Below are 24,091 nucleotides of genomic sequence, written 5' to 3'. Positions count from 1 at the left end.
ATAAGATCACCATGCTTTCAATATCGACGATTGCGCTGCTGCTTCTGGGACCGGTTCTGGTCTGGCGCGTGTACACCCGCATCAAAGCGCAAATGCTGCGCCAGCGTTCCATCATGCAGCGCCATTACACGGGCGTGGGCGTGTTCACTGCCATGGCCGTGGTACCGGCATCGCAGTTCATCACGCAGCCGGCCACCCTGGCATGGCTGCTGGTGGGCGTGGCTGGCGGCATTGCTTACGGCATCTGGGGGCTGAAGCTGACCCGCTTCGAGACGGCGCGCGAGGGCTACTTCTTCACGCCCAATCCGCGTCTGGGGCTGGTGATTGCGATGCTGTTTGTGGCCTGCCTGATGTATATCGGCTTTGAGATTTACGCCAACCAGGGCAGCGGGAATCCGACGCCGAAGGTGACGGATTATCCATTTACCTTGCCTAGCCTGGGACTGGTGGCGGGATACTTCGCCACCTATTCAGCGGGCCTGCTGAAGTGGCGCTTCAAGCTGCGCAAAGAAATCGACGCAGCCTGAAAACATCGTCCTCGCGAAGGCGGGGACCCTTAGCACTCTAAACAACTTCGATAGCGTGGTATGGGTCCCCGCCTCCGCGAGGACGAAAATCAGGCGGCTACCGGCGTCGTCCGCCGCTGCAGCACAAAGATCGGCTGTGCCCACGTCATTTCCTTCTTCTTCTTGCTGGTAATCAGCGTCAGCTCGGATGGATCATAAACATCAGTGTTGTGCGTCAGCGGCGTCGTCATCAGATACTGCGCCTCGGTATTCTTGAGGAACTCGCCCACCAGCTGAATATTCCGAATATCCAGGTGCGCAAACGGTTCATCAATGAACACAAAGCCGCCCGAACCATCTTCCGACTTGAGCAAACCAATCAGCAGCACCAGCGACTTCATCACCTGCTGGCCACCCGATGCTTCACCATCGTTCATCCCGATCTGATCCTTGCCGTCGAACTTGAAGCGCACGTGCAGACCGGCCTGCGCCAGTTGCACGTCGTCGTTCTCCAGCCGCACCGGATCGGCATTCACTTCAATGCCCGCCAGTTCACCCAGCTCCTTGATGTTCTTGCTATAGGTCTTGACGGTATAACGCAAGCGCTCGATGTAAGCGCCTCGTGCATTTCCGGTCGCCTCGATCGCGCGATTGTTCTGATAGCGGCGTTCATCGGTCTCTGTCTGGCGGCCCTGCAGCTGCTCGTTCAGACGATGGTACTGATCGATCACGGTGGCGTCGAGCTCCCAGTCGTCGCGCGCAAGGCTGTGCTGCAACGACGAGACGCGCAGATCCACCTGGTGCGAGTTCTGATGTTCGGCCACCAGCGAAGCGCGCCGCGCCGGACGGCGCCAGCTGTGCGGCAGATGGCGCCACGCACGGCGCAGCTCCGCCAGGTTCTTGGCATGCTCGGCACGTTGCTCGATCTGACGCTTGTGACCCAGGCGCAAGCCCGCTTCCGCTTCCGACAGCGCCAGGCGCGCGTTCTGCCAGGTCGTGTCGGCGCGAGTACGGGCCACGGTGGCAGCCTTGGTCAAGCCTTGCAACTCACCCAGACGGGAGCCAACTTCCATGCGCTCGGCCTTGAGTGGCGCGGTATTGCGCGTGGCTTCTTCAAATTCGGCATGGCGTGCCGCCAGTTCCTTGGCAGCGTCAACACCCGCAATGCGCGCCTTGAGTGCGCCCACTTCCGCCGCCAGCTTGCTGATTGCCAGCGTCAGCGCATCTTCCTGCGCTTCCAGTGCTGGCAGCGATTTCTGCAGTGCTTCCAGGCGCTGGGTGCGGCCAGCCTGCCCGAAGCGGTAACGCGACGCCTCGACAAACAGCGAGCGTCCGCCGCGCCGTTCGCGGTGGTACGCGTCAGGCGTGATCCATTCAGCGTCTTTCGACAGCTTGAAGCCAGCTTCGACGGAGTCAACCCGGTCGATGCGCGAAAGCTGATCAATCAGCCATGAAGGCGCTGGTGCCGAGAAGCGCACGACCGACAGCAGGCTGCCATCTTTCGACGTTGGTGCATCCACGCATTCAGGCACGATGAAGTGGCGATAGCGTTCCTGCTCCGCCAGCCGGTAAGCCGCCGCTGCATCCTTGGCACGTTCAAGCAAAACGACCGAGGCGTACCCGCCGAGGATACCTTCGACCGCACCTTGCCATTTGGCGTCCGTGACTTCGACGATATCGGACAGCATCGCGTGCGGAATGCCCGCATCGCGCAAGGCACGGCGCATGCCGCGCACCGCTTCCGGCTCCGGCATTGCGCTCTTGCCCTGCAACGCAGAGATGGTCGACTGTTCACCCGCAATGCGGTTCGACAGCGTGTCACGCGCCTGCTTCTGGCGCGTCAGTTCATCTTCCTTCGCGTCCAGCTGGGCCGACACTTCGGCAATGTCGGCACCTGCGTCGGCCGCCAGTTTCTGCAGACGTTCTTTTTGCTCCAGCAGACTGTCGAGTGGTTTGAGCTTGGCGTTCACCTGCGACAGGCGGCTTGCCAGCGCGGTCCCCTCCTGCTCCAGCAGGGTTTCCTGCTGCTGCGCTTCCGTGAGCGCCTTGGCCTGGGCCGCCAGCATGTTGCGCTTTTCAATCAGCTGCGAATCGGCTTGCGCCATCGGTTTGCGCTGTTCGCGCAGATTTCGGCTGATGGCGCCAGCCTTCTCGCGCGCCTCGTGGTATTCCAGGCTTGGCAGCACTTCTTCCAGCAGGTTGCGCCGTTCCTTGTGCAGGTCTTCCCACTGGTGATAGTTCGCTACGCGCAGGCGCAGGCCTTCCAGGTTGGTGCGTGACGCTTCCAGCTCCGTCTCGAAGCGCTTGAGTTCTGTTTCGGTGTCGCGCTGGTGACGTTTGGCTTCGTCATAAGCGTCCAGCACTTCTTTGTCGCCGAAGACCTGGAACACCAGGTCCAGCAACTGGCGCGGCGCGTATTCGCACAGCTTGTCGGTTTCGCCCTGCTCGAGCGCCAGCACTTTCGCCATCGCTGGCGACAGGCCGGCGTTGGCCAGGCGCTTGCGGTAGTTTTCCACACCCAGCCAGTCGGACGCTTCGGTCACTTCCTCGATCTGGATATTCCCCGGCCGCATAAGGTACTGGCGCTTCCAGTCGCCGCCGTTCTTCTGGATTTGGCAGAACAGCGTGACTTCGTCATCGCTGAAAAAGCCCGAACTGCGGAACGGCCGGTTCGACAGCTGGCGTCCAACGGTTTTGTTGTCGACCACGGCGCGAATCCAGGCGGTCTGCTGACCCGAGTGGCGCGCGTAGTGCTTGTAGGTGCGGCCCATCGAACAATCGAGACCGAACAACGTGCGCAGTGCATCGAGCAGCGTGGTCTTGCCAGAGCCGTTCTGGCCCGCGATGGTGATGATCTTGGCGTCCAGCGGGATGTTCTTGATCCGCTGCCAGTAATCCCAATGAACCAGTTCGAGCGATTTGATGTGGAACATGGCGGGCCTCAGCTAGGGGTATCGAGCGCATCGTCGGCGTCGGGAGCGACGTCGACGGCGATGGCTGCGGGAGCGCGCTTGAATACATCGGCCAGCGCGCCGTTGATGATGCGTTCCTTGAGCACGTCGGTATCCATCAGCAGGTCCAGCAGCGGGCCTTCGAGGATCACGTCGCCGCGCCGTTCAATGAAGCCCATGCGCGAGAGCGCGCCCAGGTTCATGTCCATCCGCGTTTTTTTACCCAGCTTGTCGCCAAAGTCCGACAGCAGCGCAGTGTACGAAATGCCGATCGAGGTATCTTCGGCGCGCGGCATCGGCTTGTCCTTGTCGAACATGTCGTCCTGATCGTCGTCCGCGTTCTGGTGGGTTTCCTGGCGCTCGCGCTTGGGCAAAATAATCTGCGCCCACAGCACCACCAGCAGCGCCACGCCGTCACGCGTGAGGCCGAAATTATTGTTTTGCCAGATGTCCTTGGCGCCGAAGATTTTCGGTTCCACCGCGCGGTGCAGCGCCAGCGTCACATGGTCGGCATACACATTGTCGATCAGTTTCAGTCCCGATTCGAGCAGGCGCTTGTCCACTTCGGCGCGGAACAATTCGTCCGACAGCACGCGTTTGATCATCTTGTCGTCGCGGCGCAGCGTCTGGTGCGTCAGCAGGCGCGCGATCAGGATTTGGGAGTCGTCATTCATCAAGCGGTCCGCTTTCCAGGTTCAGATCAAGATCAAGTGTCAGGCTGGCGATCGACATCGCCGCCACATGCGGGTCGTTCAGTTTGACCATGTCATCGGTCGGCGTGAACGTGATCGGCAGGCGCGCCAGTTGGGCGGTGGCGCCCTGCAGGCTCGCTTCGGCCGCGTCGCCCAGGAGCGGCAGCATCGAGGCGCGATAAGAAGCCACGGCAAAGCTGGCCGGCAGCAGCGAATCCTGGATCGGCACCGTTTTCGGGCCCTCTTCCTGGAAGCTGGGGAAGTTGCCCAGGTTGGCAAAGTCGGCCAGGCGCGCCAGCCAGTCGTCCAGCTCCGCCTGCATTGGCGGCGCATCATTGACCGTCAGCGGCGCATCCTGCCCTTCCGGCAGGCCCGCCTGCGCCAGCACCGCATTACGCTCGGTCAGCAGTTCGGTTTCAGCCACGTCGATCATTTCGGCCGGCGTGATAAACATCGGCATGACGGGGCGGTCAATCGCCCCTTGTGCCAGCGACGCCAGGTCGTCATGCGCCAGCAGCCAGCGCTTGACGTCCGTGGTCGACAGGCCCGACTGGCCCAGGTGCACGCGCTGGCGCTCGATCTGGTTCAGCGCGCGCGAGAACATGCCCTGCATGTTCAGCAGCGCGCTCTGAGCGCGGCCAATGGCTTGCGCCGCCTTGTGCGTGGCCGAATCGGCACGCTCGTCGCTGGTGATGGCGCGCAGGATCTGCGAACCCTTCTCGACCCAGTCGCAGGCCATATGCCACTTGGCCTGCGAGGTACGCAGGCGGAATTCGGAACCGGACGCGATCGCGTCGCGGAACTCCTCGGTCAGGTCGACCAGGCGTCCCAGCAAATGCTTGAGCTGTTCGACGGTCACGCCGCCCACGGCCTGGGCACCGGCCACCTGCGACAGCAGGAAACCCATTTCGGCTTCATCGTCGGCCGCGCCCATGGACAGCAGGGTGTCGAGCGCCGACAAAACGTTACGCGCCATGGGCGTAACGCGATAGACGGCCGCCTGGGCATCCCAGGCCAGCAAACCGTGCGAGCGCAGGCGCATCAGCACAGTTTCGAGAGATTCGGGGATCAGGTACGACAGCTTGCTGTTGATGTCGGCGCGCGAGAAGGCCGAGGTGCTGGTATCGGCAGCCAGTTCGCGCAGCACCAGCAGGCGAATCAGAACGCCGTCGGAACCGCCATGAAACAGCGCCGTAAACGCCTGCAGCGTCGGCTGCGCGCGCTTGAGGTGAAAGACCTGCTCGATCTCATCGGCCGAAATACCGGCGTGAAAATGCGACTGCAGCGAATCGTGATCGTCCTGCCCTGGGGTCAGTGTTTCTGCGGCTAAAACCGCACCTGCCATTATTTCCATTGTTGTAATTCCGGGCCTTGCTGAACTCTTTCGCGGGGGCGCCAGTATACCAGTTCAGTTCCCCAAGGCAGGAAGAAAACCGCTCTTTTGATATCAAAATGGCATCGGTTACATACACCGAACTTAAAATGTCCTGGCACCGACCGGCCTGGCAGCGCTTGCCAGATGGGTTAGCGTTCTGCAGGGCCATTACAAGCCAACGGCAGGCAGTCGGAGTTCGCTCTCCTTAAACATGCGTGGCATGTATTTACAAATTAGCGCTGGAATAAGCCCTGATCTGATCATTACCGCGAGTCAAGCATTGCTATAACCACGCATTCTGCGCCAGTCTGCCGGTGCCGCTCCGACGCTACCTTTGAAACGCCGGGTGAGATGGCTTTGGTCCGCGAATCCACACTCGACTGCTACCGACGCGAGCGGCATACCGTTCAAGATTAAATTCTGCGCGTGGGCAATCCTTACGGCATTCAAATACACATGGGGCGGTACGTTAAATGTCGCTCCAAATAAACGTGTCAAGTGTGAACGGGACAGTCCCGCCACCTCTGCTAATTCAACGAGTGTTAAGTCACGCTGGAAATAGGTCCGAATGTAGTCTTTAACCCGCGTAAGGCGGGCCAATCCCGCGTGGGTCGTTTTAAGCCCAGCATCCGCCTGCCTGTTCTCTCCATGACGCTGGAGCATTGTGCGGAGAAACGCGCGCACCAGCGACTCTGTCCTTAGCGCCTCAATGGGATTTGTCGCGAGATCTTGCGTCAGCGCTGTGAAGGACAACGCCATATCCTGGTCGCCAAGGTGTGGAGTAGCAAAATAAGCTTGCCCCAGGCCAGAGTCATCATCCAAAGTGCATCGGACAAAAGCGTCTGGTATGTACCAGATCATGTACCGGAAGCCATCGGATGTGCCGCAGCGCCCGTCGTGGTCTTCGTCTGGGTTGAACAGCACGAAATCCCCAGGCCGGCTATCGTATTGCCGTCCCCTGCAACGAAACCGCTGAACCCCGAACGTAGTTAGCCCGATTGAAAAACAGTCGTGGCTATGGCGTTCAAAAGCATGGTTTGTAAAACTGGCTTGCATGAGCGTGACGTCATCAGTCAGCGACGAAAATCGCGCTTCGTTACCGTTTGAGAGGTCCTTGAGTGCCATGCAACGATTGTACAAGACCAGCGGCTGGCATTGGCCGACTATTGCCTTCTTTCAGATGGAGTTAAAAATGGCTTTCGTGGTCGATCTCAAAACCAAACTTGCGACTTTTACTGAGGCGTGGCAACCACGCACCGTCGCGCTATTCAACGGCCATGACATCATGGTGGCCAAGCTGCGCGGCAAATACCATTGGCATGTTCATCCTGATACCGATGACTTCTTTCTGGTACTGGAGGGCGACTTACAAATCGATTTGGAGGATGGCTCCACGGTATCGCTCAAACCTGGTCAGGTCTACATCGTTCCACGTGGGATTCGACATCGTCCACGCGCTCACCTGGAAGCACATATCATGCTCATTGAGCCGACCGGTACACCCAATAGCGGTGATCCACTCACGGCTGCACCACGCAGAGTCGTCTAGTCTGCTTTGCGGCGGCGACAGCCGGACCGCAAGGCGGCCGCTTCCTTCGCGTACAATCGACAGCTAGCGGCGAGAAGCCCCAACGCACCTGGAATCCTTGTATCTGCACGAAAGACGTTTGGCTATCTAGAAAAGCGATATGGAGAAAATAGCGAATGAATCGCAGCCGCTTTGCAATAATGAGCCTCATCAGCCTGGCGCTCGTCGCCGTCGTGGTTGGCACTCGGTTCAGGGCGGCCAAGGAGGCCAGTGCGCCCGCGGTGTTTGCCGCTTCTGACCAAGTAGAACGGGTCAAACGTGAGGAAGAAGGCATACGCGCACAGATGGAAAACATCGCTGCAAAGAATGCGCTCACCACCGGCAGTCTTAAAGGAAGAATCATTGATCAGGCGACAGGGCGGCCGCTGTACGGTGCCAGCGTGGTCACGGGTTATCTAGGCGCCAGTTCGGATAAGGACGGCATGTTCAGTATCGATACACTGGACCCGGGTATAAGCACTGTCGCGGCCAGCCGAGCGGACATGATTAGCGCCACGCAATCTGTCGAAATTATGGTTGGCAAGACCGCGAACGTCACTTTCACACTGGGGAAAGCGCCTCCGCCATGTTGCCGTCTTGAGGGAAAATGGCGCATCACTTTGACGATTGATCGCGGCACGCCCACCATTGCCAATACCAAAAATGTCAGCGGAACCGTTCGCTTCCGCTCAGCCTCATGGGCACTGTTTTTCGGACGGAAAGACCCGGACGCTTTCGTCAACGAAGAGTTCGGCGACTATGACGTCGATTTGCGGCCGTTCTTCGGTGAGGCGTTTGCGGGATCAAGCAGTTCGTCGAGGATGCCATCAAGAGGTTGGGGCTGGATCGACATGATGACGGAGGCGAGCGGCTCCGTGCGCAGCGGCGACGAAGTCGAGATTAACTTCATTCCTCAGTTGTCTCATGGCGGACTTGCGCTCGACGGCAAGATTGGTAAAGACGGCGTGATACGCGGACGCTGGTTAAAGCTCGCTTTCGCTCCGACACACGGTGGTGCGTTCGTGATGTCGAAAATCTGATTCCTTTGTATTTCGAGAGACAATGCAACCTATAACTGTGCGCTACCGAATAAACACCTTCCAAGTCCTGTTAATTACACTGATTACCTTCGGTCTCAGCGGCGCGGCGCTACTAGCTACGCATCGCCAGGTCCTTCAGGCGGAACCGGCAGATCTAGTCTGGACAATTTACATGTGCCTAGCGCTCGCCTTCGGGACGCTCATCGCATATCTGCTGGTGGTACGGGATCGGGAGAAAATGCACTGGCAACTTTCGGAGCATGAATTGGTCGGCGGCATGAAACGTCCTGTGCGAATTCCAATCGACAGCATCGTTTCGATTTCGATAGGCGTACCTGCGCGAACCGAGGCTGGCGCCAACAACCCATGGCTAAAAAGCGGCATTGTGTTGAAGACTAAGGACAACAGGATATTGTCGCTCAACGTGGCCACGACCGGTGAAGGCGCGCGAATGATGGAAGCCTTGCTTCTTAGATGTTCTTCTGTGCTTACTCGAGAGCCGATTTTTACAAGTAGCGAGCTAGCTATTCTTCACCGTTTAAAATGGAACCTGGTTCTTGACGCTGCCACAGGAAGACCGGTGCAATAGCCGGTTTTGTACGATCAAGATTGGTTACGGCCTTTGCTCTCGCTCACCGATTGAATCCGCAGTCAAAAGCGACCGGCTGCAAATAGTGAACCAACCTTTACCTGTATTCACTTATGTCACTAGCAAAGCTGAGCCATGCAAGCATGCATCGCCCTGGAAGTGCTACAAACGGGACCACTGTCGCGCAACGCGACTCTTCAGATTTTTTGGTGAACGGAGAGTCGTTACTGGCTCGACTGGTGAGAATGGATGGTGGCCACGGCGATTACATGGGCTGCTTCGTTCACGGGTTTCGCGACGCCATTGCAGAGGCGTTGAATGAGCTTTTACTTGAAGGACGAGTTGACTCCCCTAAACGCCGAGTCGGGATCTATATTTGCCCGGAATGTGGCGATATCGGCTGCGGAAGATTTTCCGTGACGGTCGAACGGCGTGGTGAGGAAATGATTTGGTCAGATTTTTCGTACGAGAACGGCTATGAAGCGCCTGCGATTTTTGAAGGATTAGGTCCATTCCGATTCGATTACTCCGAGTACGCCCGGGCTGTCCGCCGGGCCGCTGCAATTTAATCGTATGGCGTTGGTGGCCTATTGTAGAGACTCAAGAACTCAGGTTTTCAAAACGACCAAACATGAAAGATCGTTATGCAATCGCCAAAAATTTACTGCAATAGCGTTTCGTACAGGTCCGGCTTTGTCCAAGTACTTCCTAATGTGCATTCAGGACACATTAACCTTGAAGTGTGGAATCTACATCCCGACCACGATAAGCGGGCTACCGACATAACGGACGTTTGCCTTGCCGATGCCGATGTCACTGCGAAGACGGAAATTGAATTGAATGTTGCGCAGGCAAAAGAACTGGTGCGCTTACTTAGCGTTGCGATAGAAGCGGCTAAAATTCATACCTAACGCTGCGGCTTGCATGTGCGGATTGGGCTGCGGACGCCGAATTTCAGATCAAGTCACGCGAATACGCCAAAAAACACAACGCTTTCGCAAAGGCGGGGCCCTAGCACCTGAGTGGACTTCCGTCACATGCTATGGGCCCCCGCCTCCGCGAGGGCGACGGTGACTTTGTTCGAAGACCTGCTCGCCGGATAACCCCGACCCTATTTCTTCTCTACCTTCTCCAGCGTCTGCTCCACAAACTCGTCCGGATCATCCGAAACGCGCAGCTTGACCGGATACCACTCCAGCGACGGCGCCAGCCACAGATCGATCTGCTGATCTTTTGAATCCGGCCCCGGCGTCTTGGCGAGATGGACCGCCTGCACTGGCCCCATGCCCGTCTTGACCGACTCGCGCTTGAGCACCTTGAAGACCCACTGCTCGGCGTCGCGCCGCCCGGCCACGAAGAATTTCCATTCCGACCCCGGCGTAAACTTCTCCGGTGCCGCACGCGCCACGGCCGCCAGCTGGAACTGCACGCTGTTGCGATCCTGTTCGCCGCCCAGCAGCGGATAGGTTTTTTCCGCATCGCTGAAACCAAGCGCCTTGCCGGCCCGGTCGAAGGTGACCGTCGCCTGCGGCTTGCGATAGCGCTTCTCGCTGAACTGCGCGGGCGCCAGCCCGAACGCGTCAATCGCACCTTCGCTGCTGCTTTCCAAAATTTTCCCAAGCAGCTGGGCACGCGCCACATTGTTGATGCTGTAGCTGCCCGCGTCGGCGCGCCAGCTCAGCTGCGATTCGCCACCGAGCGTAATGCCACGCTGGCGCGCTTCAATCTTGTAGCCCAGGTCGGCCGATGGCGGCAGGTCCACCGCGCGCTTGATGGCGGGATGTTCGCTGCCGATGGCGCTAGCGGCAATAGCCATCAGCGCAACGGCAGCCAGTGGTTTGAACAGTGATATGTGCATGGCGTTTATCCGTTTTATCTGGGGACGATCTTGCGGACCGTCTGCGTCGTTACCGCGCCCGAGGACTCAGTACTGCGCAGCTGGACGGGGTACCAGTCGTGCGCAGGCGCGAGCCAGACATCAAGGCGCGAGTTGTAAGAACCTGGCAGCGGCGGGCGCGTCATGTGCCACGTCGCCAGCTTGCCAAGCGGCGTATCGATTTCTTCTTCACCCACCAGCACGAAGCGGAACGGGCTTGCATCCTTGTTGTCACCAACGACCATCTCCACCCCGGCTGCCAGCTGCGCTTTGTCGGCGCGGCCGATGCCGGCCAGCTGCATCGGGAAGGTCGCCTTGTCCTGTGCACCGTGCGGCATGGGGAAGCTGGCGGTGACGGCAGAGAAGGTGATCTTCCCCTGCTGCGCGTCGAAATGCGTGGCCGTTTCTGAACGGTTGCGGCGCTTTTCGGTCATGGTGCGCGGGATGATGCCTGCCTCGCCAAGCGTGCCCTCGCTGGCCAGTTCCACCAGGTTGATGCTGACCACCACCGTAACGCTGGCCACCACCGACATGCGGTATGCGCCACCCGTCTGGCGCCAGTCCATGACCGCCTGGCCCGACCAGTTCACACCCTTGGCATCGGTACGTGTGACATCCATGTTCAAGCTGGCCGATGGCGGCAGGCTGACCGAGTAATGCGCTGGTGCGGGCGCTGGATCCGGCGCTTGTTCCGGCGCAGGTTCGACTGCCGGTACTGGTTCGGCCGCGACCACTGGCTCGGGCGATTGTACTTGTGGCTCGGCGATTGGCGCGTTCGATTCGACTTGCGCCGCTGCCGGCACCTCGGGCGCAGGCGCCGGGCGGGCGCGTTTGGGCTTTGGCACTGGAGCCGGCAACGCTGCGGGCGCGGACACGGGCGGCGCAGGAACCGGCACCGGCGGCGCCTTCAGCTGCGCCACAATCACGGGCGGCCTGGCCGGCTGGTCCGGCGCGCTTGCCGCAGCAAGATGGGCGCCGGCCCAATTGATCGCCACATAGTGCAGCAGTACCGTCGCCAGGCACAGCGCCAGTACGCGGCGCTGTCGAAAAAGGGCGGAAGCGATCGTCATAGTTGTTAGTTTAACGTGTCAGCGCGGTTTTCCGCTGACATGGCCATCCTGTATGCATGAGACCGTTTGCAAGTCGCACAACATTCTTTGAAGGGGAAATCATTATCTGCTACGCTAAGGCCTCACTCAGACGGAGACCGCCATGCTCAAACCACAAATGCCCAACATTCCCGGTGTCGGTGCCGTGACCGATACGCTGGACTTCGTCAAAAACCTGTGGGGCAGCATGAGCGTGCCCGGCATCAACCTGCCGTCCATGGCCGCGCCGACCCTCTCGGTCGACGAACTCGACAAAAAAATCGCCGACCTGAAGGCCGTGGAATCCTGGCTCAATCTGAACGTGTCGATGCTACGCGGGACCATCCAAGCACTGGAGGTGCAGCGCGGCACCATTGCCACCCTTAAATCCATGGGCGCAACGCTGGCCAACGCGGTCAAGCAGCCAGGCGCAAACGAGAAAACGGTATTGGCAGCAGCGCCCTACGCCTCCGCCTTCTTTGCCCAGCCTGCAGTGGAACCGGCGCCGAAAGCGGAAGTGAAGCCGGCACCCAAACCGGAACCGAAAATCGAAGCCGCAGCCGTGCCCAAAGCAGAAACGCCAGCCGACCCGGCCGTGGCTACGGCGGCGGCGGCCATGGCCAATCCGGTGGCTTGGTGGAACATGTTGCAGGATCAGTTCAAGCAGGCGGTAACGAACGCCATGTCGTCGGAAGCGGCGGCCAAGCTCAGCGCAGCGTCAGCAGGCCAGGTGGAAAAATTCGGCAATGCCATTGCCAAGAACGCGCCGAAACCGGCAGCCAAACCGGCAGCCACCAAAAGCGCCGCGAAAAAAGCGCCCGCCAAGCCCAAAGCTGTAAAAAAGGAAACCTAGGCGCCGCCCTCAGGTCAGGCGCTGGATGCGGATGGCATCGATCAGGCCGTCGGCCTGACGTTTAACGGTAGAAACGTGGATCAGTCCATCCTCGGCCATTTGCCGGACTTGATCGTGAACCGCCTGGAACGAAGGGAGCGTATCACCTTTCGCGGCAACAGGTTTAATCCAGGCACTGCTACCAACCTTCATCTTTTCGTAGACTTCTTTTGCGATGTCGCGCATGCACGTCCCTTTCCGATGAAGCGGGATGCCCCGCCAAGCATGCAGTTTATCACCCGCAAGCGCTCAGGCAAGCGCCACGCGCAGGTTCAGGCTGCCTGATCCTGTTGCGCAACAATTTCACCGACTTTTGGGCACAACGCGGCAAGCTGCTCCATGAGCTGGGCAAACCGCTGCTGCCCAGGCTGCACCTTGTCCACATGCAGCAGCACCTCGGTTGCTTCGAGCGCAATTGCCTCGTCATAACCCATTTGCTGCAGGTGGGAAATCAGAATCTGGGCGCAGTTGAACAGGATCCGTAAATTGTTGGGCAATTCGCGGCGCGCGTCGCGCATCCACACCACGGCCTCTTCCAGCTTGCCCGTTTTCCACAGCAGCACGCCCTGATTCATCAGGTCGGACGCTTCCTTCTTCGATGCCTTGATCAGCGCCACGCCCTCTTCACTCAGGCGCGCCTTGTCGAACACGCGCTGCACCTCATCGAGCAGCACCATGTTGTCGTGGTTATTCCGAATCACGTAGCTGAGTAATTCGACGGGCGCTTCCTTCACGCCCACCGCAAACAGCAGCGAGGCCATCTCCATGCAGGTCGGTACATCGGGGCGCTCGGGCTGGGCCTTGAGCATTTCTTCCAGGTCGTCGCCGGCCTTGCGCGCGCGCCGGTAGTCGCCGCTCTCGTGGTAGACCAGGCCTTCCGTGATCTTGGCGCGCAGGCCGATCAGGTCGGCCGTAAATTCACGCTGGGCCGTCGTCAGAAGGGCCATCGCTTCCTTGGTGTCGTTCTTCAGACCGCACACGCGCGCCAGGCCCAGATAAGGCTCGGGACTCTTGTTGACCGAGTACTCGCCAATCGCGATGCATTTGCGGAAGGCCTTTTCCGCCATCCCCACGTGACCCAGCTTGAGCGAGAGTGCACCCAGTTCACGCTGGCGCGTCACGGAATTGGGCGACATCTTCGAGGCCCGCTCGAGGATATTGCATGCTTCCTCCGACTGGCCCATGGCCGCATAGGCTCTGGCCAAATTGTCGTAGGCGTCCATGTAGTAGCGGTTCTCGGAAATCACTGTCTGAAAGATCTGGCGCGCCTGTTCGTAGTCGCCATTGGCCATGCGGATCTTGGCCAGGCCGGTGCGCGCCCACTGGTATTCGCGCTCCTGCAGCACGCGCTCGTACGCTTCGCGCGCCTTGCCTGGTTCGCCGCTCTTGAGCAGCAGGAGCGCCTTCATGCGCAGCAGTTCGATCTCGTGCACTTTGTCGACGGCGATCTGCTCGTCGCACATGCGCGCCGCGCGCAGGAAGTCCTTCTCGGCATAGGCCTGGTCGATTTTGCGGAACACCTGCTTCTTGTGCCACACCCGGTTCAAACGCGTGAGCAGCACGCCTTCGGTGATGGGTTTGATCAGATAGGCGTCGGGCTGGTGCTCGGCGGCGCCCATCACCGACTCGGTGCTTTTTTCGGCCGACACCATCATCCACACGCAGCTGGGAATGAGCAGATTGCGCACGCGCGCCTCTTCCAGCACCTGCTGGCCATTCTTGCCTTCGCCCAGGTTGTAGTCGCACAGGACCACGTCGTAGCGGGTGCGCGCCAGCAGCGCCATGGCCTCGCCGCCGCTCGAAGCCTGGTCGATATGGCGCGCGCCCAGATTGCGCAGCGACTCGCGCAGCAGCTGCCGAATGCCGATGAAGTCATCGACCACCAGATAGTTTTTGCTGGACCAGTCCACGTGAGCGGTGGCCACCGGCTTGACGACATCGTTCATGGCAGCCTCAGTACAAAACAGCCGCCGCCGTAGGCGCCGCCGTTTTCCAGGCGCAGGCTGCCGCCCTGGTCGCGGTGCCGATGCATCTTCGCGACCTCGCTGGAAAAGTACAGGCCCAGACCCGTGCTGTTGGTCAGAAAATTGACGCCGGCGGTGGCGCCATGCATGGCCGAGACCCCCGCTTCGAGCAGCGCCGCAGGATAGCCGGCGCCGTTGTCTTCGACCCGGATCTCGAGAAAATCGCCGTCCCGTGCAAACGACAGACGGATCCGGTCGCGCGTGTAATGGATGGCGTTGTTGATTGCGTGCGACACCACGCCGATGATCAGGTCTTCGTCAAAATGCCAGATCAGTTTGGGGTCGTAATCGGTTTCAAGCGTGATGTTGTTTGACTTGAGCAGCACGCGTTCGGCTGCCACCACCTGCTCCACCAGACCGCCAATTTCGAGCGATTGCATCTCGAAGGGATAGCCTGGTTTGCCAACCTGCTTGTACAGGGCCAGCAACTGAATCAGGTTGTCGTTGAGGCGCTTGGTCTGGTACAGCATGTGCGCCATTTGCGGATAGGCCGACTCGGTCTGCGGCGAGGCGTCGGCCAGCAATGTCTCAAGCGTGCCACTCAACACGCTGACAGAATTCTTCATGTCGTGCGCGCTCGACGCCAGAAACAGAAAAAGCTCGTTCGAGCCTGACGAATCATCCATCGCGTCCCAGTCTCCCTCAGGTGCGGCAACGCAAAAGTTGCCACAGGCCAATTATACGCAGGTTCCGGCACCGGTTTCCCGGATTGTTCCGACAGTGTTGCTCAAAATCACACGGGACGGCGCCGCGCACGCAAGATAAAGCGAGCAGGATCGAGCGCTGTAGCCAATTCTGCCTCCAATGGTAGCGGATTGCCGTCCAGTTGCGAAGCAAGCAATTCCGCCGCCAGGGGCGCCCACGCCAGCCCCCTTGAAGCGTAGCCCAGCAAGCCGTACAGGCCAGGCAGGCGTTCAATTTCACGCAGGCGCTCAACGCGCCCGGCCGCGGCCAGATCGGGCAATGCTCCCACCAACGGCAGCCGGTCCGGCGCCACGCAGCGGAACCCCACGCGCCCCAGCAGCGGTGCACCTTGGCCGACTTTGGCTATGCCGAGCAGCGAGCGGATCTTTGTCAGGTTTTCGGCCTGGCTGTCTGCGCGCAGATCCGGGGCGGCATCATCATCGTAACTGGCGCCCAGGCTATGGATGCCATCGATTGCCGGGGTTAGATAAGCCTCGCGGCACAACACCTGTCCGATGGCGGGCAGCCCCCCTTCCGCCAGGTGCGTGACCTGACCGCGCACTGCGGCCAGCGGCAAACCCGCAGTCTGTGCCAGCTGGCGTGCGCCCGCGCCGTTGGCCACAATTGCGACAGGCGCATGCGCAATGCTCTTGCACTCGCTGTCGACCGCATGCCAGGCATCGCCACGGCGCGCCAGCGTCACGCTGCCGGCGCCAAAGTGGCGCACCAGGTTCGGTCCGCAGGCATCGAGCATGGCGGCACATGCGCTGGACGGGCGCATCCATCCCGCCTGTGGAAACAGCCAGGCACCGTCCGGTGCGGCCACACCGGCCAACGCACTCGCCTCCGGTGCTTCCATCCAGCGCGCAAACGCAGGCGGGTAGGCGTGCGCCTGAGCGATGGCGCGCTGCACTCGGGCGTGCTGCGCATCGCGGGCAAGCTGGATTACGCCGCAGCGCGCGGACTTGATTTGCCCCAGCGTCGGCCAGTAATCCAGTGCATACAGGAAGGCGGCGCGCGACAGGCGCGTCATGATGTTGTCGTCGCGTGACAGCAGCGGCATGCTGATGCCGGCCAGGTTGCCGGAGGCTTCGGTGGCTGGCTGGGCATGGCGCTCAATCAGCGTGACTTGCCAGCCGCGCGCGCTCAGACGTTCACACGCGGCGGCGCCGGCCAGACCGGCGCCCAGCACCAGTGCGCGCCGCTGCGGCTCCGGTTTGCGCGCCCACGGAGACGGCGGCTTGCGGCTGGTGAATACAGCGTTGATGACATCCCCGTCCACCCGACAGTCAAAGCCGGCGCCGGCCAGCGCGTGCGCCTGTGCCTGCGTCAAACCGCTGGCGCGCAGAATCGCGCCGGGGCTGGCCAGCCTGGCAAGCGCGCGCGCAAAATGCGTCCCGGCGCCGGCCATGTCATGCAGCACAATCGCGTCCAGCCGGGCATCGAGCTGCGCCAGCGCGGCATCGAGCGGCGCGCACAGCAAGTCCATGGTTATGGCGGAATCGGCTTGGGGCACACGGCGAAAACCCGGCAGCGGTCCGGCGTCCAGTGTAATCAGGTGCAGGCGCGCGGGGCGCTGCGGGTCTGCATGCCAGGCCGCCAGCAATGCGCCAAAATCGCTGCCGCTGTCGAACACGGTGAAATACGGGCGGCCGCGCCAGAGGACTTGCCAGTCCATTTACTTGCGGCTGTGCCGGAAGCAGGTCACGTCATGGTCGTCGACCATACCGATGCCCTGCATGTAGGCGTAAATGATGGTCGAGCCGACGAACTTGAAACCGCGCTTGGCAAGATCCTTGGAGATCTGGTCCGACAAGGGCGTCTTGGCGGGACGGTCCTCGCGCGTGAAGCGGTTGACGATTTGCTTGCCATCGACAAAGGCCCATAGGTACTGGTCCAGCGAACTGCCTTCGGCACGCAGGCGCAGGTACGCCTGCGCGTTGGTGATGGCCGCGGCCACCTTCAGACGGTTGCGCACGATGCCTGGATTGGCCAGCAGCTCGGCGACTTTATCGGGACCGTATGCGGCGATTTTCTCGGCATCCCAGTCGTCGAAGGCTTCGCGGTAGGTGGCGCGCTTGTTGAGGATGGTTTCCCAGCTCAGGCCAGCCTGCGCACCCTCCAGGTTAAGCATTTCGAACAAGCGGTTTTCATCGTGGCAGGGCACGCCCCACTCGTGGTCGTGGTAGTCGACGTAGCGGGGATTGGCCATATTGGCCCAGGAGCAGCGAGTAGTCATACCCCAGTATAAATCATCGCTGGCTGCGCAGCACCCTTGCCAGCACCTGCAAGCCGTGCGCGATCTCGGCCGGCTGCAAGGCCGCAAAGCCAAGCAGCAGACCAGGGTCAACCGCGCAGGCGGGTACGGCGACCGGACTGGCAAAATACGACAGGCCGCGTACCTCGATCCCTTGCGCCAGCGCTGCGTGCACCACCCTGGTTTCATCCAGCGCGCGACGAAAATGCACGCACAGATCCAGGCCCGCATCGGACGGGCCGCAGCGCAACTCGTCATCCAGATGCGCGGCTATGCCGGTCAGCATGGCCTGGCGCCGCTCAGCATACGCTTCGCGCGTGCGCTTGATGTGGCGGCCGAAATGACCTTCTGCCATAAAGTCCGCCAGCACCATCTGCGGCACGATCGCGTTGTGCCGGTCCAGTACCGCCTTGGCCTGGATTACGGGTTCAACCAGGGCCGGCGGCGCCACCACATAACCCATGCGCAAGCCAGGAAACAGCACTTTCGACAGCGTGCCCACGTAGACCGTGCAATCGCTGCGGTCCAGGCTTTGCAGCGACGCCAGCGGCGGCCCGGTGTAACGGTATTCGCTGTCGTAGTCATCTTCCACAATCCAGGCCTTGTTGGCCTCGGCCCAGCGCAGCAGCTGCAGGCGCCGTGTCAACGACATCGTTACGCCCAGCGGCAGCTGGTGCGACGGCGTACTTAGAACCATCTTGGCATCCGGGTAGTGGCGAATACCGAAGTCAACGTCCATGCCCTGTGCATCGACCGGCACTGTGCAGACGCTCGCGCCAGCGGCGAAGAATGGCGCACTCGCACCCTGGTACCCGGGCGACTCGGCCCACACCTGGTCGCCTGGCGCCAGCAGCAGCTGGGTGAGCAAATACAAGCCTTGCTGGGAACCGGAGGTGATGATGATCTGCTCGGGCGTGCAGTTGACACCGCGCGAGGCACGCAGATAAACACACAGCAGTTCGCGCAGCGGCGCGTAGCCGGCCGGGTCGCCATAGCCCATGTGGTGGTCCGGATGCCGCCAACGCCGCGCTTCAAGGCGGCTCCAGATATCGAAAGGGAACAGGTCCAGTCCCGGCATGCTGGGGCGGAAGGCGCGCAACGCACCATTGTGGAATTTGACTCTCGCCATGGCGGTGGCGTAGGCCGCGCCGCGCGCGGACAAGGGCCGCATCAAGCCGCGCGGCGCGCGCTTTTTCTGCTTGTCGAGGGTGAGGTGACTGCTGATGAAGGTGCCCTTGCCCACCGTGCCGCTCAGGTAGCCCTCCGCCAGCAACTGGTCGTAGGCATTCAACACCGTCTGGCGTGACACGCCCAGCAATTGGCATAGCTCGCGCGTGGGCGGCAGCTGCATGCCCGCGCCAAGCGCGCCACGCAGAATGGCTTGCTTGATCTGGCCGTAAAGCTGGCGGAACAAGGGTTCGTCAGTGCCGCGCTGCAGCGTGAACGCGGCCAGGATATCGGAGGTCTTCATTGGTAGCTCGATATTCGCTCAAATTGGCTATTTTGAAAAGCCAAATCGCTCGCTACACTGGGATCGGATACTTCATTTGGAGAGCAGCATGCAGCAATTTATGGCCAGCGTGACCTGGCAACGCGGCGAACAGCCGTTTCTGGACCAGCGTTACAGCCGCGCCCACCAGTGGGCCTTCGATGGCGGCCTGCAGGTGCCGGCATCGTCGTCGCCACTCTCAGTCCCACTGCCGATGTCCGATCCGGCTGCGCTCGATCCTGAGGAAGCGCTGGTGGCGGCCCTGTCGAGCTGCCATATGCTGTTTTTCCTGTCGATTGCAGCGCAGCGCGGCTTTGTGGTCGACAGCTACGTCGACCGGGCGGTGGGCACCATGCAGAAAGACGGCGGCGGCAAAAAGTCGATGACCGGCATTGTGCTGCGGCCGGCCATTGTCTTCGGCGGCGAGCGCGTACCCGATGCGGCTGCGCGGGCAGCAATGCACAACAGCGCCCACGCGCAGTGCTACATCGCCAATTCCATCAAAGCCCACGTCAGCATCGAAGAGGCATAAGCGCCGGCCATGTATATTCCAAAATCGTTTAACGAAACCCGGCTCGACGTGCTGCATTCCCTCGTGCGGCAGCATCCGCTTGGTACCGTGATCACCCACGACGGCGCGGGCCTGCAGGCCAATCACATTCCGTTCGAGATTGCCCCCGCCAGCGACGCGGCGCCATTCGGCATTCTGCGCGCCCACGTGGCGCGTGCCAATCCGCTGTGGCAGCACACGGGCGATACGCTCACTGTGTTTCAGGGGCCGTCGGCCTACGTGTCACCGTCCCTGTATGAGGAGAAGCCGGTGAGCGGCAAGGTGGTCCCAACCTGGAACTACGCGGTCTTGCATGCGCACGGGCGCATGCGTGCGGTCGAAGATCCGGCCTGGATTTTCGCACTGCTGGAACGGCTGACGGCCCAGCATGAAAGCGCGCGCCGCACACCATGGGCCGTGGCTGACGCACCGTCGCAATTCATCGACCAGCTGCTGGGCGCCATTGTCGGCATCGAGATCGTGATCGAGCGCTTGGAGGGCAAATGGAAAATGAGCCAGAACCGGTCGCAGCATGACCAGCTTGCCATGGCGGCGGATACGGGATTGCGCCTGGCTTCTTGAATTTGCTCAGGCCTTGCGCTTGTCGGCGTTGACCATCAGGCGCCGGGTTTTGGGGCCGCTGCTGAGCTGGACGGTTTCGACATTGGTGACCAGCCTGACCTCGCCCTCGGCCAGCGTCTTATCGAGTTCGTTGATCAGGCGCGCGAACAGATCGTCATACTGCACCTCGGGGGTGCTGTAGATACCCGCCCAGGCGTTGCGACCCGACCGCTTGACCAGATACAGCCCCTGATCGGCCAGTTCTACCACTTCCGACCATGACAGAAGGCGAGGCTCGGCCTGCACGAACGGGAAGCAGGCAAAGCCGATCGAGCAGGTCTTGGGCAGCTCGGACCCGTCGGGCAAAGTAAAGGGCCGGTTGGCCACTGCCTTGCGAATGCGTTCGGCTACCACGCGCGCATCGTCGCGGTGGGTAGCGCGGGCCAGGACCAGAAATTCTTCGCCGCCCCAGCGGATCAGATAGTCGGTCTCGCGAAACACTTCACGCAGGCGTTCCTGCATCTGCACCAGAACCGCGTCGCCGGCAGCGTGGCCGTGGCGGTCATTGACTTCCTTGAAATGGTCCAGGTCGACCATGAAAAACACCAGGTCCTTGCCGGGCGCGTTGTCACGCTCATCGGCGCCCCGATGAAGCGGATCGTCGTAGCGGCGCAAGCTCATGTTGACGTCGGTTTCGACGTGCTGCAGGAAAAAGCGGCGGTTACGCAGGCCGGTCAACTGGTCAGTCAGACTCACGTCTTCCAGCGCTTTGTAAGCGCGTTCCAGCTCCAGATTTTTTTCCAGCAGTTGCGCCTGCGTCGCGCTGAGCGTGTTGAGTGTAGCGGCAACCTGGCGATAAGCATTGGCGTTATCGAGTGCAATCGCGCCATACGCGCACAGGGTGCGGAAAATCAGGCGTTCGCGCGCCCCGTAGGCGTGAGCGCGCAGCGACTGCACCGTCATCACACCCATCACGCGTTCGCCAATCATCAGCGGGGCAAACAGCAAGGTCAGCGTCGGCAGTGTGCCGGGGATCAGATTCGGCGTCGCCTCGTCGGCGCCGATTTCAATCAGGATCTCGCGGCGCTCGCGCACGCAGCGCACCGAGTTGGCGTGTTCATCCGACAGGCTGTGGCGCGTGGGCGGCAGCTGCTTGCCGTCTTCCAGGCCAAAGGCGCAGGTCAGGCCCGAACCATCGGTATCGATCAGGAAGATGGAAAAATGGGTGGCGTCCAGCAGGCCATGGACGTGGCGGTCCAGCGCCCTGAATACGGCCACCGCTTCCAGATGGGTGGTGATTTCCTGGCCGATCGCGCTCAGATGCTCGAGTGTGGCAGTCGTTTGCTGCAGCACTTCGGCGCGCAGGGATTCAGCCTGCGCCATCTGCCGCAAATGGTCGCCCTCGGCGCGCGCCCGTTCGGTGCGGCTTTGCACCTGCATTGCAATGGCACGGTTGGTCGCTTCCCGGCCGTGGGTCTTTTCACGCGCAGCGCCAGCCCGCAGGGAGATCTCATAGGCGCGTGCAAAATCGCCGATCCTGGCGTTTTCGCGTGCCACCGCGTCGAGCAAATCGCCCGGCACGATATAGCCGTCAATGGTCGACGCCAGCGCCATCGCCTGCTGCAAATAATGCAGCGCCGCGGTCTGCGCCACCATCTTGCGCGGTGGCGGCAACGGGTAGCGCGCATGAATCTCGGCCAGCACCTTCAGGGCGCCGATCTGGCTGTAGGGATCGCTGTTTTCGATGGCCAGTGCCAGCGCGGCCTCCGCCTTGGCCAGTGCATCCTGCGGGCGCTTGAGCCGCAACAGCGCGTGTGCCTGCCCGCGCCGCGCGCCACTTTGGAAATCGGGCTGCCCCAGGGCGTAGCCCCGTTCTTCGAGCAAGGCAAAGCTGTCCAGGGCGCGGTTGTAGTCGCCGCTGTCGAGCGCCAGGTCGCCCTGATACTCGAGCGCCAGCGCATACGCGCGCGAGCCGGTCAGCTCGGCCAGTGTGCTCAACGCTTCCTGCAGCAGGCCCTGGGCTGCATCACGCTGACCAAGCTGGCGCAGCGTTTCGCCAGTCTGCATCAAGGCCAGTCCCACGCTCATTGGCCAGCCTGTGGTCCGGGCCAGATCGAGCCCGCGCTGCATCCAGTCCAGTGCCGCATGGTGTGAATTCAGGCTGGTGAAGCCATTGCCAATGTTGGTGGCGATGTTGACTGCGCGCCGCAGCTGGCCCGTTGCCAGTGCCGCTTCATAGGCATGCAGCAGCAGGCTGACAGCGCGCCCAAAGTCGCTGGCCTGAAAGGCGCTGGTACCCTGGTAGTCATGAATCCAGCCGCTGGCGGCGATGTGGCTTGCACCCTCGGTGTCGTCAAAGCGTCCGCCCCAGCGCTGTTCAGCGGCCTGCAGATCGCTGAAGGCATCGAACAAGGCTGTTGCGGCGTCGAAGACATCGATGCGGACATGGTCACCAGCCCGGCGTGCATCATGGGCGGCGGCATGCAGCTCCGCGTTGTACAGCGCCGCGTTGCCGCGATCGACCTCGATCCACGCGCGCAGCCAGTGTGCGTCGGCGCTGCCGATCGCATCGCCCTGCAAATCGAATTCCATGAGTGCCTGGTCGGCCAAAGCGCGGGCGGCAAACAGCTCGCCCAGGAGCCATTTCGCTTCGCCCTCGATCAGCATGAAGCGGGCCTCGGCCAGACTACGTTCGTTTTCGGGAAGCTGCGCCATCAGATCGCTGACCTGGCATGGCAGGGCGCGCGCGCGAACGGGGTCGCGCTGGCGCAGATGCCAGGCCAGTGTGAGCACCAGCTCAAGGCGCGCACTGCCCTGCAGGGCAGGCAGTTGCGCCTCCCATTGAGCCAAGGCCTCGTCCAGTGCAAACATGTCCGGCAATGCAGTCTCCCCATTGACTGCCGGCAAGACGCCGGAAGACCGACCCATTATTTCACAAACCACCGAGCGAAAGTCGATTCACTGATGTCAAAATGTAACCGCAGCGGAAAAGGTGAAAAACGACAGCGCCGTCGACAGCAGAATGATCAAGGCCAGGCGCCCGGTATCGGCGCCAAACCGCTCGGCCAGCATGACCACATTGCTTGCGCTGGGCAAGCAGGCAACCAGCACCAGTACCCGCAGGGCAAAGGGATCGATTGGCACGCCCGCGGCAAGCGCGGCCATGCCTAGTGTCAGCATGAGCAAGGGATGAAGCAGCAGTTTAGCCATCGCCACAGGCAGTGCGGCTCCCAAGGGCGTGACTTCGCTGGCCTGCATGCGCGACCGGGCCAGCACCGCACCGATGGTGAACAAGGCGACCGGTGAGGCGGCATCGGCCAGCAGACCAACGGTACGCATGACAGGGCCGGGCAGTTGCACTGAGAAACCCGACGCCAATGCCCCCAAGACAATCGCCCACGGCATGGGATTGCGTGCCATGCCGGCCAGCGCCTGGCGCAAGGCCGCGCTGCCACTGCCCGCGCCACCGCGTGACAAGGCCACGCATAGGGAAGAAATGACGATCAAGTCCACCACCATGGTAACGATGACCGGGCCGGATGAGCGTGGCCCAAGCAGCGCCAGCAGCAGCGGCACGCCCATGAAGCCCGTGTTCGGAAACGCTGCAACCAGCGCCCCGAATGCGGCGTTATTCCAGTCCAGCCCGCGCCAGCGCGTATAAGCGACTACCAGCCCTACAACCATCAAACCGCACAGCAGGTACACCCCCAACACGGCTGGGTCGAGCAGCTGCGCCAGCGGCGTGGTTGCGCCAAAGCGATACAGCAGGCATGGGAGCGCGAAATACAGCACGAAGCTGTTCATGCCCGGAATCGCCCATTGCGGCATCAGGCGGCGCTGCACGGCTAGATAGCCGCACAGTACCAGTGCGAAAAATGGAAAGGTCGTGGCGAGGATGGCAAGCATGGAACGGTCATTGTAGCCTGACCGCCCCCGCCTGCCAGCTGCGA

Annotated in this window: 23 protein-coding genes; 9 read left to right on the top strand and 14 right to left on the bottom strand. The window is 61.3% G+C overall.

The genetic code is table 11. From position 1 onward, the window contains the following. Positions 1-11: 11 nt before the first annotated feature. Positions 12-527, top strand: a complete 516-nt coding sequence (locus BUC24_RS24135; RefSeq protein ID WP_073222940.1) for a CcdC protein domain-containing protein — start codon at positions 12-14, stop codon at positions 525-527. Between the two features lie 89 nt (positions 528-616). On the opposite strand, the gene BUC24_RS24130 is transcribed toward BUC24_RS24135, so the two are convergent. The 4 genes from BUC24_RS24130 to BUC24_RS24115 all read right to left on the bottom strand — a co-directional run bounded on the left by BUC24_RS24130 (position 617) and on the right by BUC24_RS24115 (position 6,649). After that, positions 617-3,439, bottom strand: coding sequence for an ATP-binding protein (locus BUC24_RS24130; protein WP_073222899.1), 2,823 nt, complete (start codon positions 3,437-3,439; stop codon positions 617-619). 8 nt (positions 3,440-3,447) lie between these two features. Beyond that, positions 3,448-4,131 (bottom strand): hypothetical protein, encoded by a 684-nt coding sequence (locus BUC24_RS24125; protein ID WP_073222897.1) that lies wholly within the window; start codon positions 4,129-4,131, stop codon positions 3,448-3,450. Then, a complete protein-coding gene (locus tag BUC24_RS24120; RefSeq protein WP_073222896.1) occupies positions 4,124-5,494 on the bottom strand; it encodes a hypothetical protein in 1,371 nt (456 codons plus the stop codon). Before BUC24_RS24120 ends, BUC24_RS24125 begins: the two co-directional genes overlap by 8 nt. A gap of 303 nt (positions 5,495-5,797) precedes the next feature. Further along, positions 5,798-6,649, bottom strand: coding sequence for an AraC family transcriptional regulator (locus tag BUC24_RS24115; protein ID WP_073222894.1), 852 nt, complete (start codon positions 6,647-6,649; stop codon positions 5,798-5,800). Between BUC24_RS24115 and BUC24_RS24110 the strand changes: the two genes are divergently transcribed. The 5 genes from BUC24_RS24110 (at position 6,648) to BUC24_RS24090 (ending at position 9,631) form a co-directional block, all read left to right on the top strand. Next, on the top strand, positions 6,648-7,073 hold the full coding sequence (locus BUC24_RS24110; RefSeq protein ID WP_229448645.1) for a cupin domain-containing protein: 426 nt from the start codon (positions 6,648-6,650) through the stop codon (positions 7,071-7,073). The genes BUC24_RS24115 and BUC24_RS24110 overlap by 2 nt on opposite strands. A gap of 155 nt (positions 7,074-7,228) precedes the next feature. After that, a complete protein-coding gene (locus tag BUC24_RS24105) occupies positions 7,229-8,131 on the top strand; it encodes a carboxypeptidase regulatory-like domain-containing protein (RefSeq protein WP_083599125.1) in 903 nt (300 codons plus the stop codon). 22 nt (positions 8,132-8,153) lie between these two features. Continuing rightward, positions 8,154-8,720, top strand: a complete 567-nt coding sequence (locus tag BUC24_RS24100) for a hypothetical protein (protein WP_073222891.1) — start codon at positions 8,154-8,156, stop codon at positions 8,718-8,720. A 113-nt stretch (positions 8,721-8,833) separates the two neighbouring features. Then, a complete protein-coding gene (locus tag BUC24_RS24095; protein ID WP_073222889.1) occupies positions 8,834-9,289 on the top strand; it encodes a hypothetical protein in 456 nt (151 codons plus the stop codon). A 75-nt stretch (positions 9,290-9,364) separates the two neighbouring features. Beyond that, positions 9,365-9,631, top strand: a complete 267-nt coding sequence (locus BUC24_RS24090) for a hypothetical protein (RefSeq protein WP_073222887.1) — start codon at positions 9,365-9,367, stop codon at positions 9,629-9,631. Positions 9,632-9,831: 200 nt separating this feature from the next. Here BUC24_RS24090 and BUC24_RS24085 read toward each other — a convergent pair whose 3' ends face one another. Continuing rightward, positions 9,832-10,578: a DUF3108 domain-containing protein gene (locus BUC24_RS24085; protein ID WP_073222885.1), complete on the bottom strand. Its 747-nt coding sequence runs from the start codon at positions 10,576-10,578 to the stop codon at positions 9,832-9,834. 14 nt (positions 10,579-10,592) lie between these two features. Then, on the bottom strand, positions 10,593-11,666 hold the full coding sequence (locus BUC24_RS24080; RefSeq protein WP_073222884.1) for a DUF3108 domain-containing protein: 1,074 nt from the start codon (positions 11,664-11,666) through the stop codon (positions 10,593-10,595). A 142-nt stretch (positions 11,667-11,808) separates the two neighbouring features. Here BUC24_RS24080 and BUC24_RS24075 point away from each other — a divergent pair, with 142 nt between their 5' ends. Next, positions 11,809-12,537 (top strand): PhaM family polyhydroxyalkanoate granule multifunctional regulatory protein, encoded by a 729-nt coding sequence (locus BUC24_RS24075; protein ID WP_073222882.1) that lies wholly within the window; start codon positions 11,809-11,811, stop codon positions 12,535-12,537. 9 nt (positions 12,538-12,546) lie between these two features. On the opposite strand, the gene BUC24_RS24070 is transcribed toward BUC24_RS24075, so the two are convergent. The 6 genes from BUC24_RS24070 to BUC24_RS24045 all read right to left on the bottom strand — a co-directional run bounded on the left by BUC24_RS24070 (position 12,547) and on the right by BUC24_RS24045 (position 19,012). After that, the gene (locus BUC24_RS24070; RefSeq protein WP_073222880.1) at positions 12,547-12,762 is read right to left on the bottom strand and encodes a hypothetical protein; all 216 of its coding nucleotides are present in this window, start codon (positions 12,760-12,762) and stop codon (positions 12,547-12,549) included. Positions 12,763-12,848: 86 nt separating this feature from the next. Next, positions 12,849-14,522: a tetratricopeptide repeat-containing response regulator gene (locus tag BUC24_RS24065; protein WP_073222878.1), complete on the bottom strand. Its 1,674-nt coding sequence runs from the start codon at positions 14,520-14,522 to the stop codon at positions 12,849-12,851. Continuing rightward, positions 14,519-15,226 carry a sensor histidine kinase gene (locus BUC24_RS24060; protein WP_073222877.1) on the bottom strand — a complete coding sequence of 236 codons (708 nt, stop codon included), beginning with the start codon at positions 15,224-15,226 and terminating at the stop codon, positions 14,519-14,521. Before BUC24_RS24060 ends, BUC24_RS24065 begins: the two co-directional genes overlap by 4 nt. Positions 15,227-15,333: 107 nt before the next feature. Next, positions 15,334-16,962 carry an FAD-dependent 5-carboxymethylaminomethyl-2-thiouridine(34) oxidoreductase MnmC1 gene (mnmC, locus tag BUC24_RS24055; protein ID WP_073222875.1) on the bottom strand — a complete coding sequence of 543 codons (1,629 nt, stop codon included), beginning with the start codon at positions 16,960-16,962 and terminating at the stop codon, positions 15,334-15,336. After that, entirely contained in the window at positions 16,963-17,523 is a 561-nt protein-coding gene (locus BUC24_RS24050; RefSeq protein ID WP_073222873.1) for a DNA-3-methyladenine glycosylase I, read from the bottom strand. Positions 17,524-17,536: 13 nt separating this feature from the next. Then, positions 17,537-19,012 carry a MocR-like pyridoxine biosynthesis transcription factor PdxR gene (locus BUC24_RS24045; RefSeq protein ID WP_073222871.1) on the bottom strand — a complete coding sequence of 492 codons (1,476 nt, stop codon included), beginning with the start codon at positions 19,010-19,012 and terminating at the stop codon, positions 17,537-17,539. A gap of 88 nt (positions 19,013-19,100) precedes the next feature. On the opposite strand from BUC24_RS24045, the gene BUC24_RS24040 reads away from it, so the two are divergent. Continuing rightward, on the top strand, positions 19,101-19,562 hold the full coding sequence (locus BUC24_RS24040; protein ID WP_073222870.1) for an OsmC family protein: 462 nt from the start codon (positions 19,101-19,103) through the stop codon (positions 19,560-19,562). Between the two features lie 9 nt (positions 19,563-19,571). Then, on the top strand, positions 19,572-20,162 hold the full coding sequence (locus BUC24_RS24035) for an FMN-binding negative transcriptional regulator (RefSeq protein ID WP_073222868.1): 591 nt from the start codon (positions 19,572-19,574) through the stop codon (positions 20,160-20,162). A gap of 6 nt (positions 20,163-20,168) precedes the next feature. Here BUC24_RS24035 and BUC24_RS24030 read toward each other — a convergent pair whose 3' ends face one another. Both BUC24_RS24030 and BUC24_RS24025 read right to left on the bottom strand, forming a co-directional pair. After that, on the bottom strand, positions 20,169-23,069 hold the full coding sequence (locus BUC24_RS24030; RefSeq protein WP_229448641.1) for a sensor domain-containing diguanylate cyclase: 2,901 nt from the start codon (positions 23,067-23,069) through the stop codon (positions 20,169-20,171). A 39-nt stretch (positions 23,070-23,108) separates the two neighbouring features. Next, positions 23,109-24,047, bottom strand: a complete 939-nt coding sequence (locus tag BUC24_RS24025) for an AEC family transporter (RefSeq protein WP_073222864.1) — start codon at positions 24,045-24,047, stop codon at positions 23,109-23,111. Between the last annotated feature and the right edge of the window lie 44 nt (positions 24,048-24,091).

Origin of the sequence: Massilia sp. CF038 (assembly GCF_900129765.1) — a bacterium.
Taxonomy (GTDB): domain Bacteria; phylum Pseudomonadota; class Gammaproteobacteria; order Burkholderiales; family Burkholderiaceae_D; genus Telluria_A.
Note: the sequence above shows the minus strand (reverse complement) of the source record. Positions and strands in the feature narration are given on the sequence as shown.

Excerpts from the sequence above, each read along its gene's own strand:
- BUC24_RS24135 (WP_073222940.1), top strand. The coding sequence starts at position 12 with ATGCTTTCAATATCGACGATTGCGCTGCTGCTTCTGGGACCGGTTCTG.
- BUC24_RS24130 (WP_073222899.1), bottom strand. The coding sequence starts at position 3,439 with ATGTTCCACATCAAATCGCTCGAACTGGTTCATTGGGATTACTGGCAG.
- BUC24_RS24125 (WP_073222897.1), bottom strand. The coding sequence starts at position 4,131 with ATGAATGACGACTCCCAAATCCTGATCGCGCGCCTGCTGACGCACCAG.
- BUC24_RS24120 (WP_073222896.1), bottom strand. The coding sequence starts at position 5,494 with ATGGCAGGTGCGGTTTTAGCCGCAGAAACACTGACCCCAGGGCAGGAC.
- BUC24_RS24110 (WP_229448645.1), top strand. The coding sequence starts at position 6,648 with ATGCAACGATTGTACAAGACCAGCGGCTGGCATTGGCCGACTATTGCC.
- BUC24_RS24115 (WP_073222894.1), bottom strand. The coding sequence starts at position 6,649 with ATGGCACTCAAGGACCTCTCAAACGGTAACGAAGCGCGATTTTCGTCG.
- BUC24_RS24105 (WP_083599125.1), top strand. The coding sequence starts at position 7,229 with ATGAATCGCAGCCGCTTTGCAATAATGAGCCTCATCAGCCTGGCGCTC.
- BUC24_RS24100 (WP_073222891.1), top strand. The coding sequence starts at position 8,154 with ATGCAACCTATAACTGTGCGCTACCGAATAAACACCTTCCAAGTCCTG.
- BUC24_RS24095 (WP_073222889.1), top strand. The coding sequence starts at position 8,834 with ATGTCACTAGCAAAGCTGAGCCATGCAAGCATGCATCGCCCTGGAAGT.
- BUC24_RS24090 (WP_073222887.1), top strand. The coding sequence starts at position 9,365 with ATGCAATCGCCAAAAATTTACTGCAATAGCGTTTCGTACAGGTCCGGC.
- BUC24_RS24085 (WP_073222885.1), bottom strand. The coding sequence starts at position 10,578 with ATGCACATATCACTGTTCAAACCACTGGCTGCCGTTGCGCTGATGGCT.
- BUC24_RS24080 (WP_073222884.1), bottom strand. The coding sequence starts at position 11,666 with ATGACGATCGCTTCCGCCCTTTTTCGACAGCGCCGCGTACTGGCGCTG.
- BUC24_RS24075 (WP_073222882.1), top strand. The coding sequence starts at position 11,809 with ATGCTCAAACCACAAATGCCCAACATTCCCGGTGTCGGTGCCGTGACC.
- BUC24_RS24070 (WP_073222880.1), bottom strand. The coding sequence starts at position 12,762 with ATGCGCGACATCGCAAAAGAAGTCTACGAAAAGATGAAGGTTGGTAGC.
- BUC24_RS24065 (WP_073222878.1), bottom strand. The coding sequence starts at position 14,522 with ATGAACGATGTCGTCAAGCCGGTGGCCACCGCTCACGTGGACTGGTCC.
- BUC24_RS24060 (WP_073222877.1), bottom strand. The coding sequence starts at position 15,226 with ATGGATGATTCGTCAGGCTCGAACGAGCTTTTTCTGTTTCTGGCGTCG.
- mnmC (WP_073222875.1), bottom strand. The coding sequence starts at position 16,962 with ATGGACTGGCAAGTCCTCTGGCGCGGCCGCCCGTATTTCACCGTGTTC.
- BUC24_RS24050 (WP_073222873.1), bottom strand. The coding sequence starts at position 17,523 with ATGACTACTCGCTGCTCCTGGGCCAATATGGCCAATCCCCGCTACGTC.
- BUC24_RS24045 (WP_073222871.1), bottom strand. The coding sequence starts at position 19,012 with ATGAAGACCTCCGATATCCTGGCCGCGTTCACGCTGCAGCGCGGCACT.
- BUC24_RS24040 (WP_073222870.1), top strand. The coding sequence starts at position 19,101 with ATGCAGCAATTTATGGCCAGCGTGACCTGGCAACGCGGCGAACAGCCG.
- BUC24_RS24035 (WP_073222868.1), top strand. The coding sequence starts at position 19,572 with ATGTATATTCCAAAATCGTTTAACGAAACCCGGCTCGACGTGCTGCAT.
- BUC24_RS24030 (WP_229448641.1), bottom strand. The coding sequence starts at position 23,069 with ATGGGTCGGTCTTCCGGCGTCTTGCCGGCAGTCAATGGGGAGACTGCA.
- BUC24_RS24025 (WP_073222864.1), bottom strand. The coding sequence starts at position 24,047 with ATGCTTGCCATCCTCGCCACGACCTTTCCATTTTTCGCACTGGTACTG.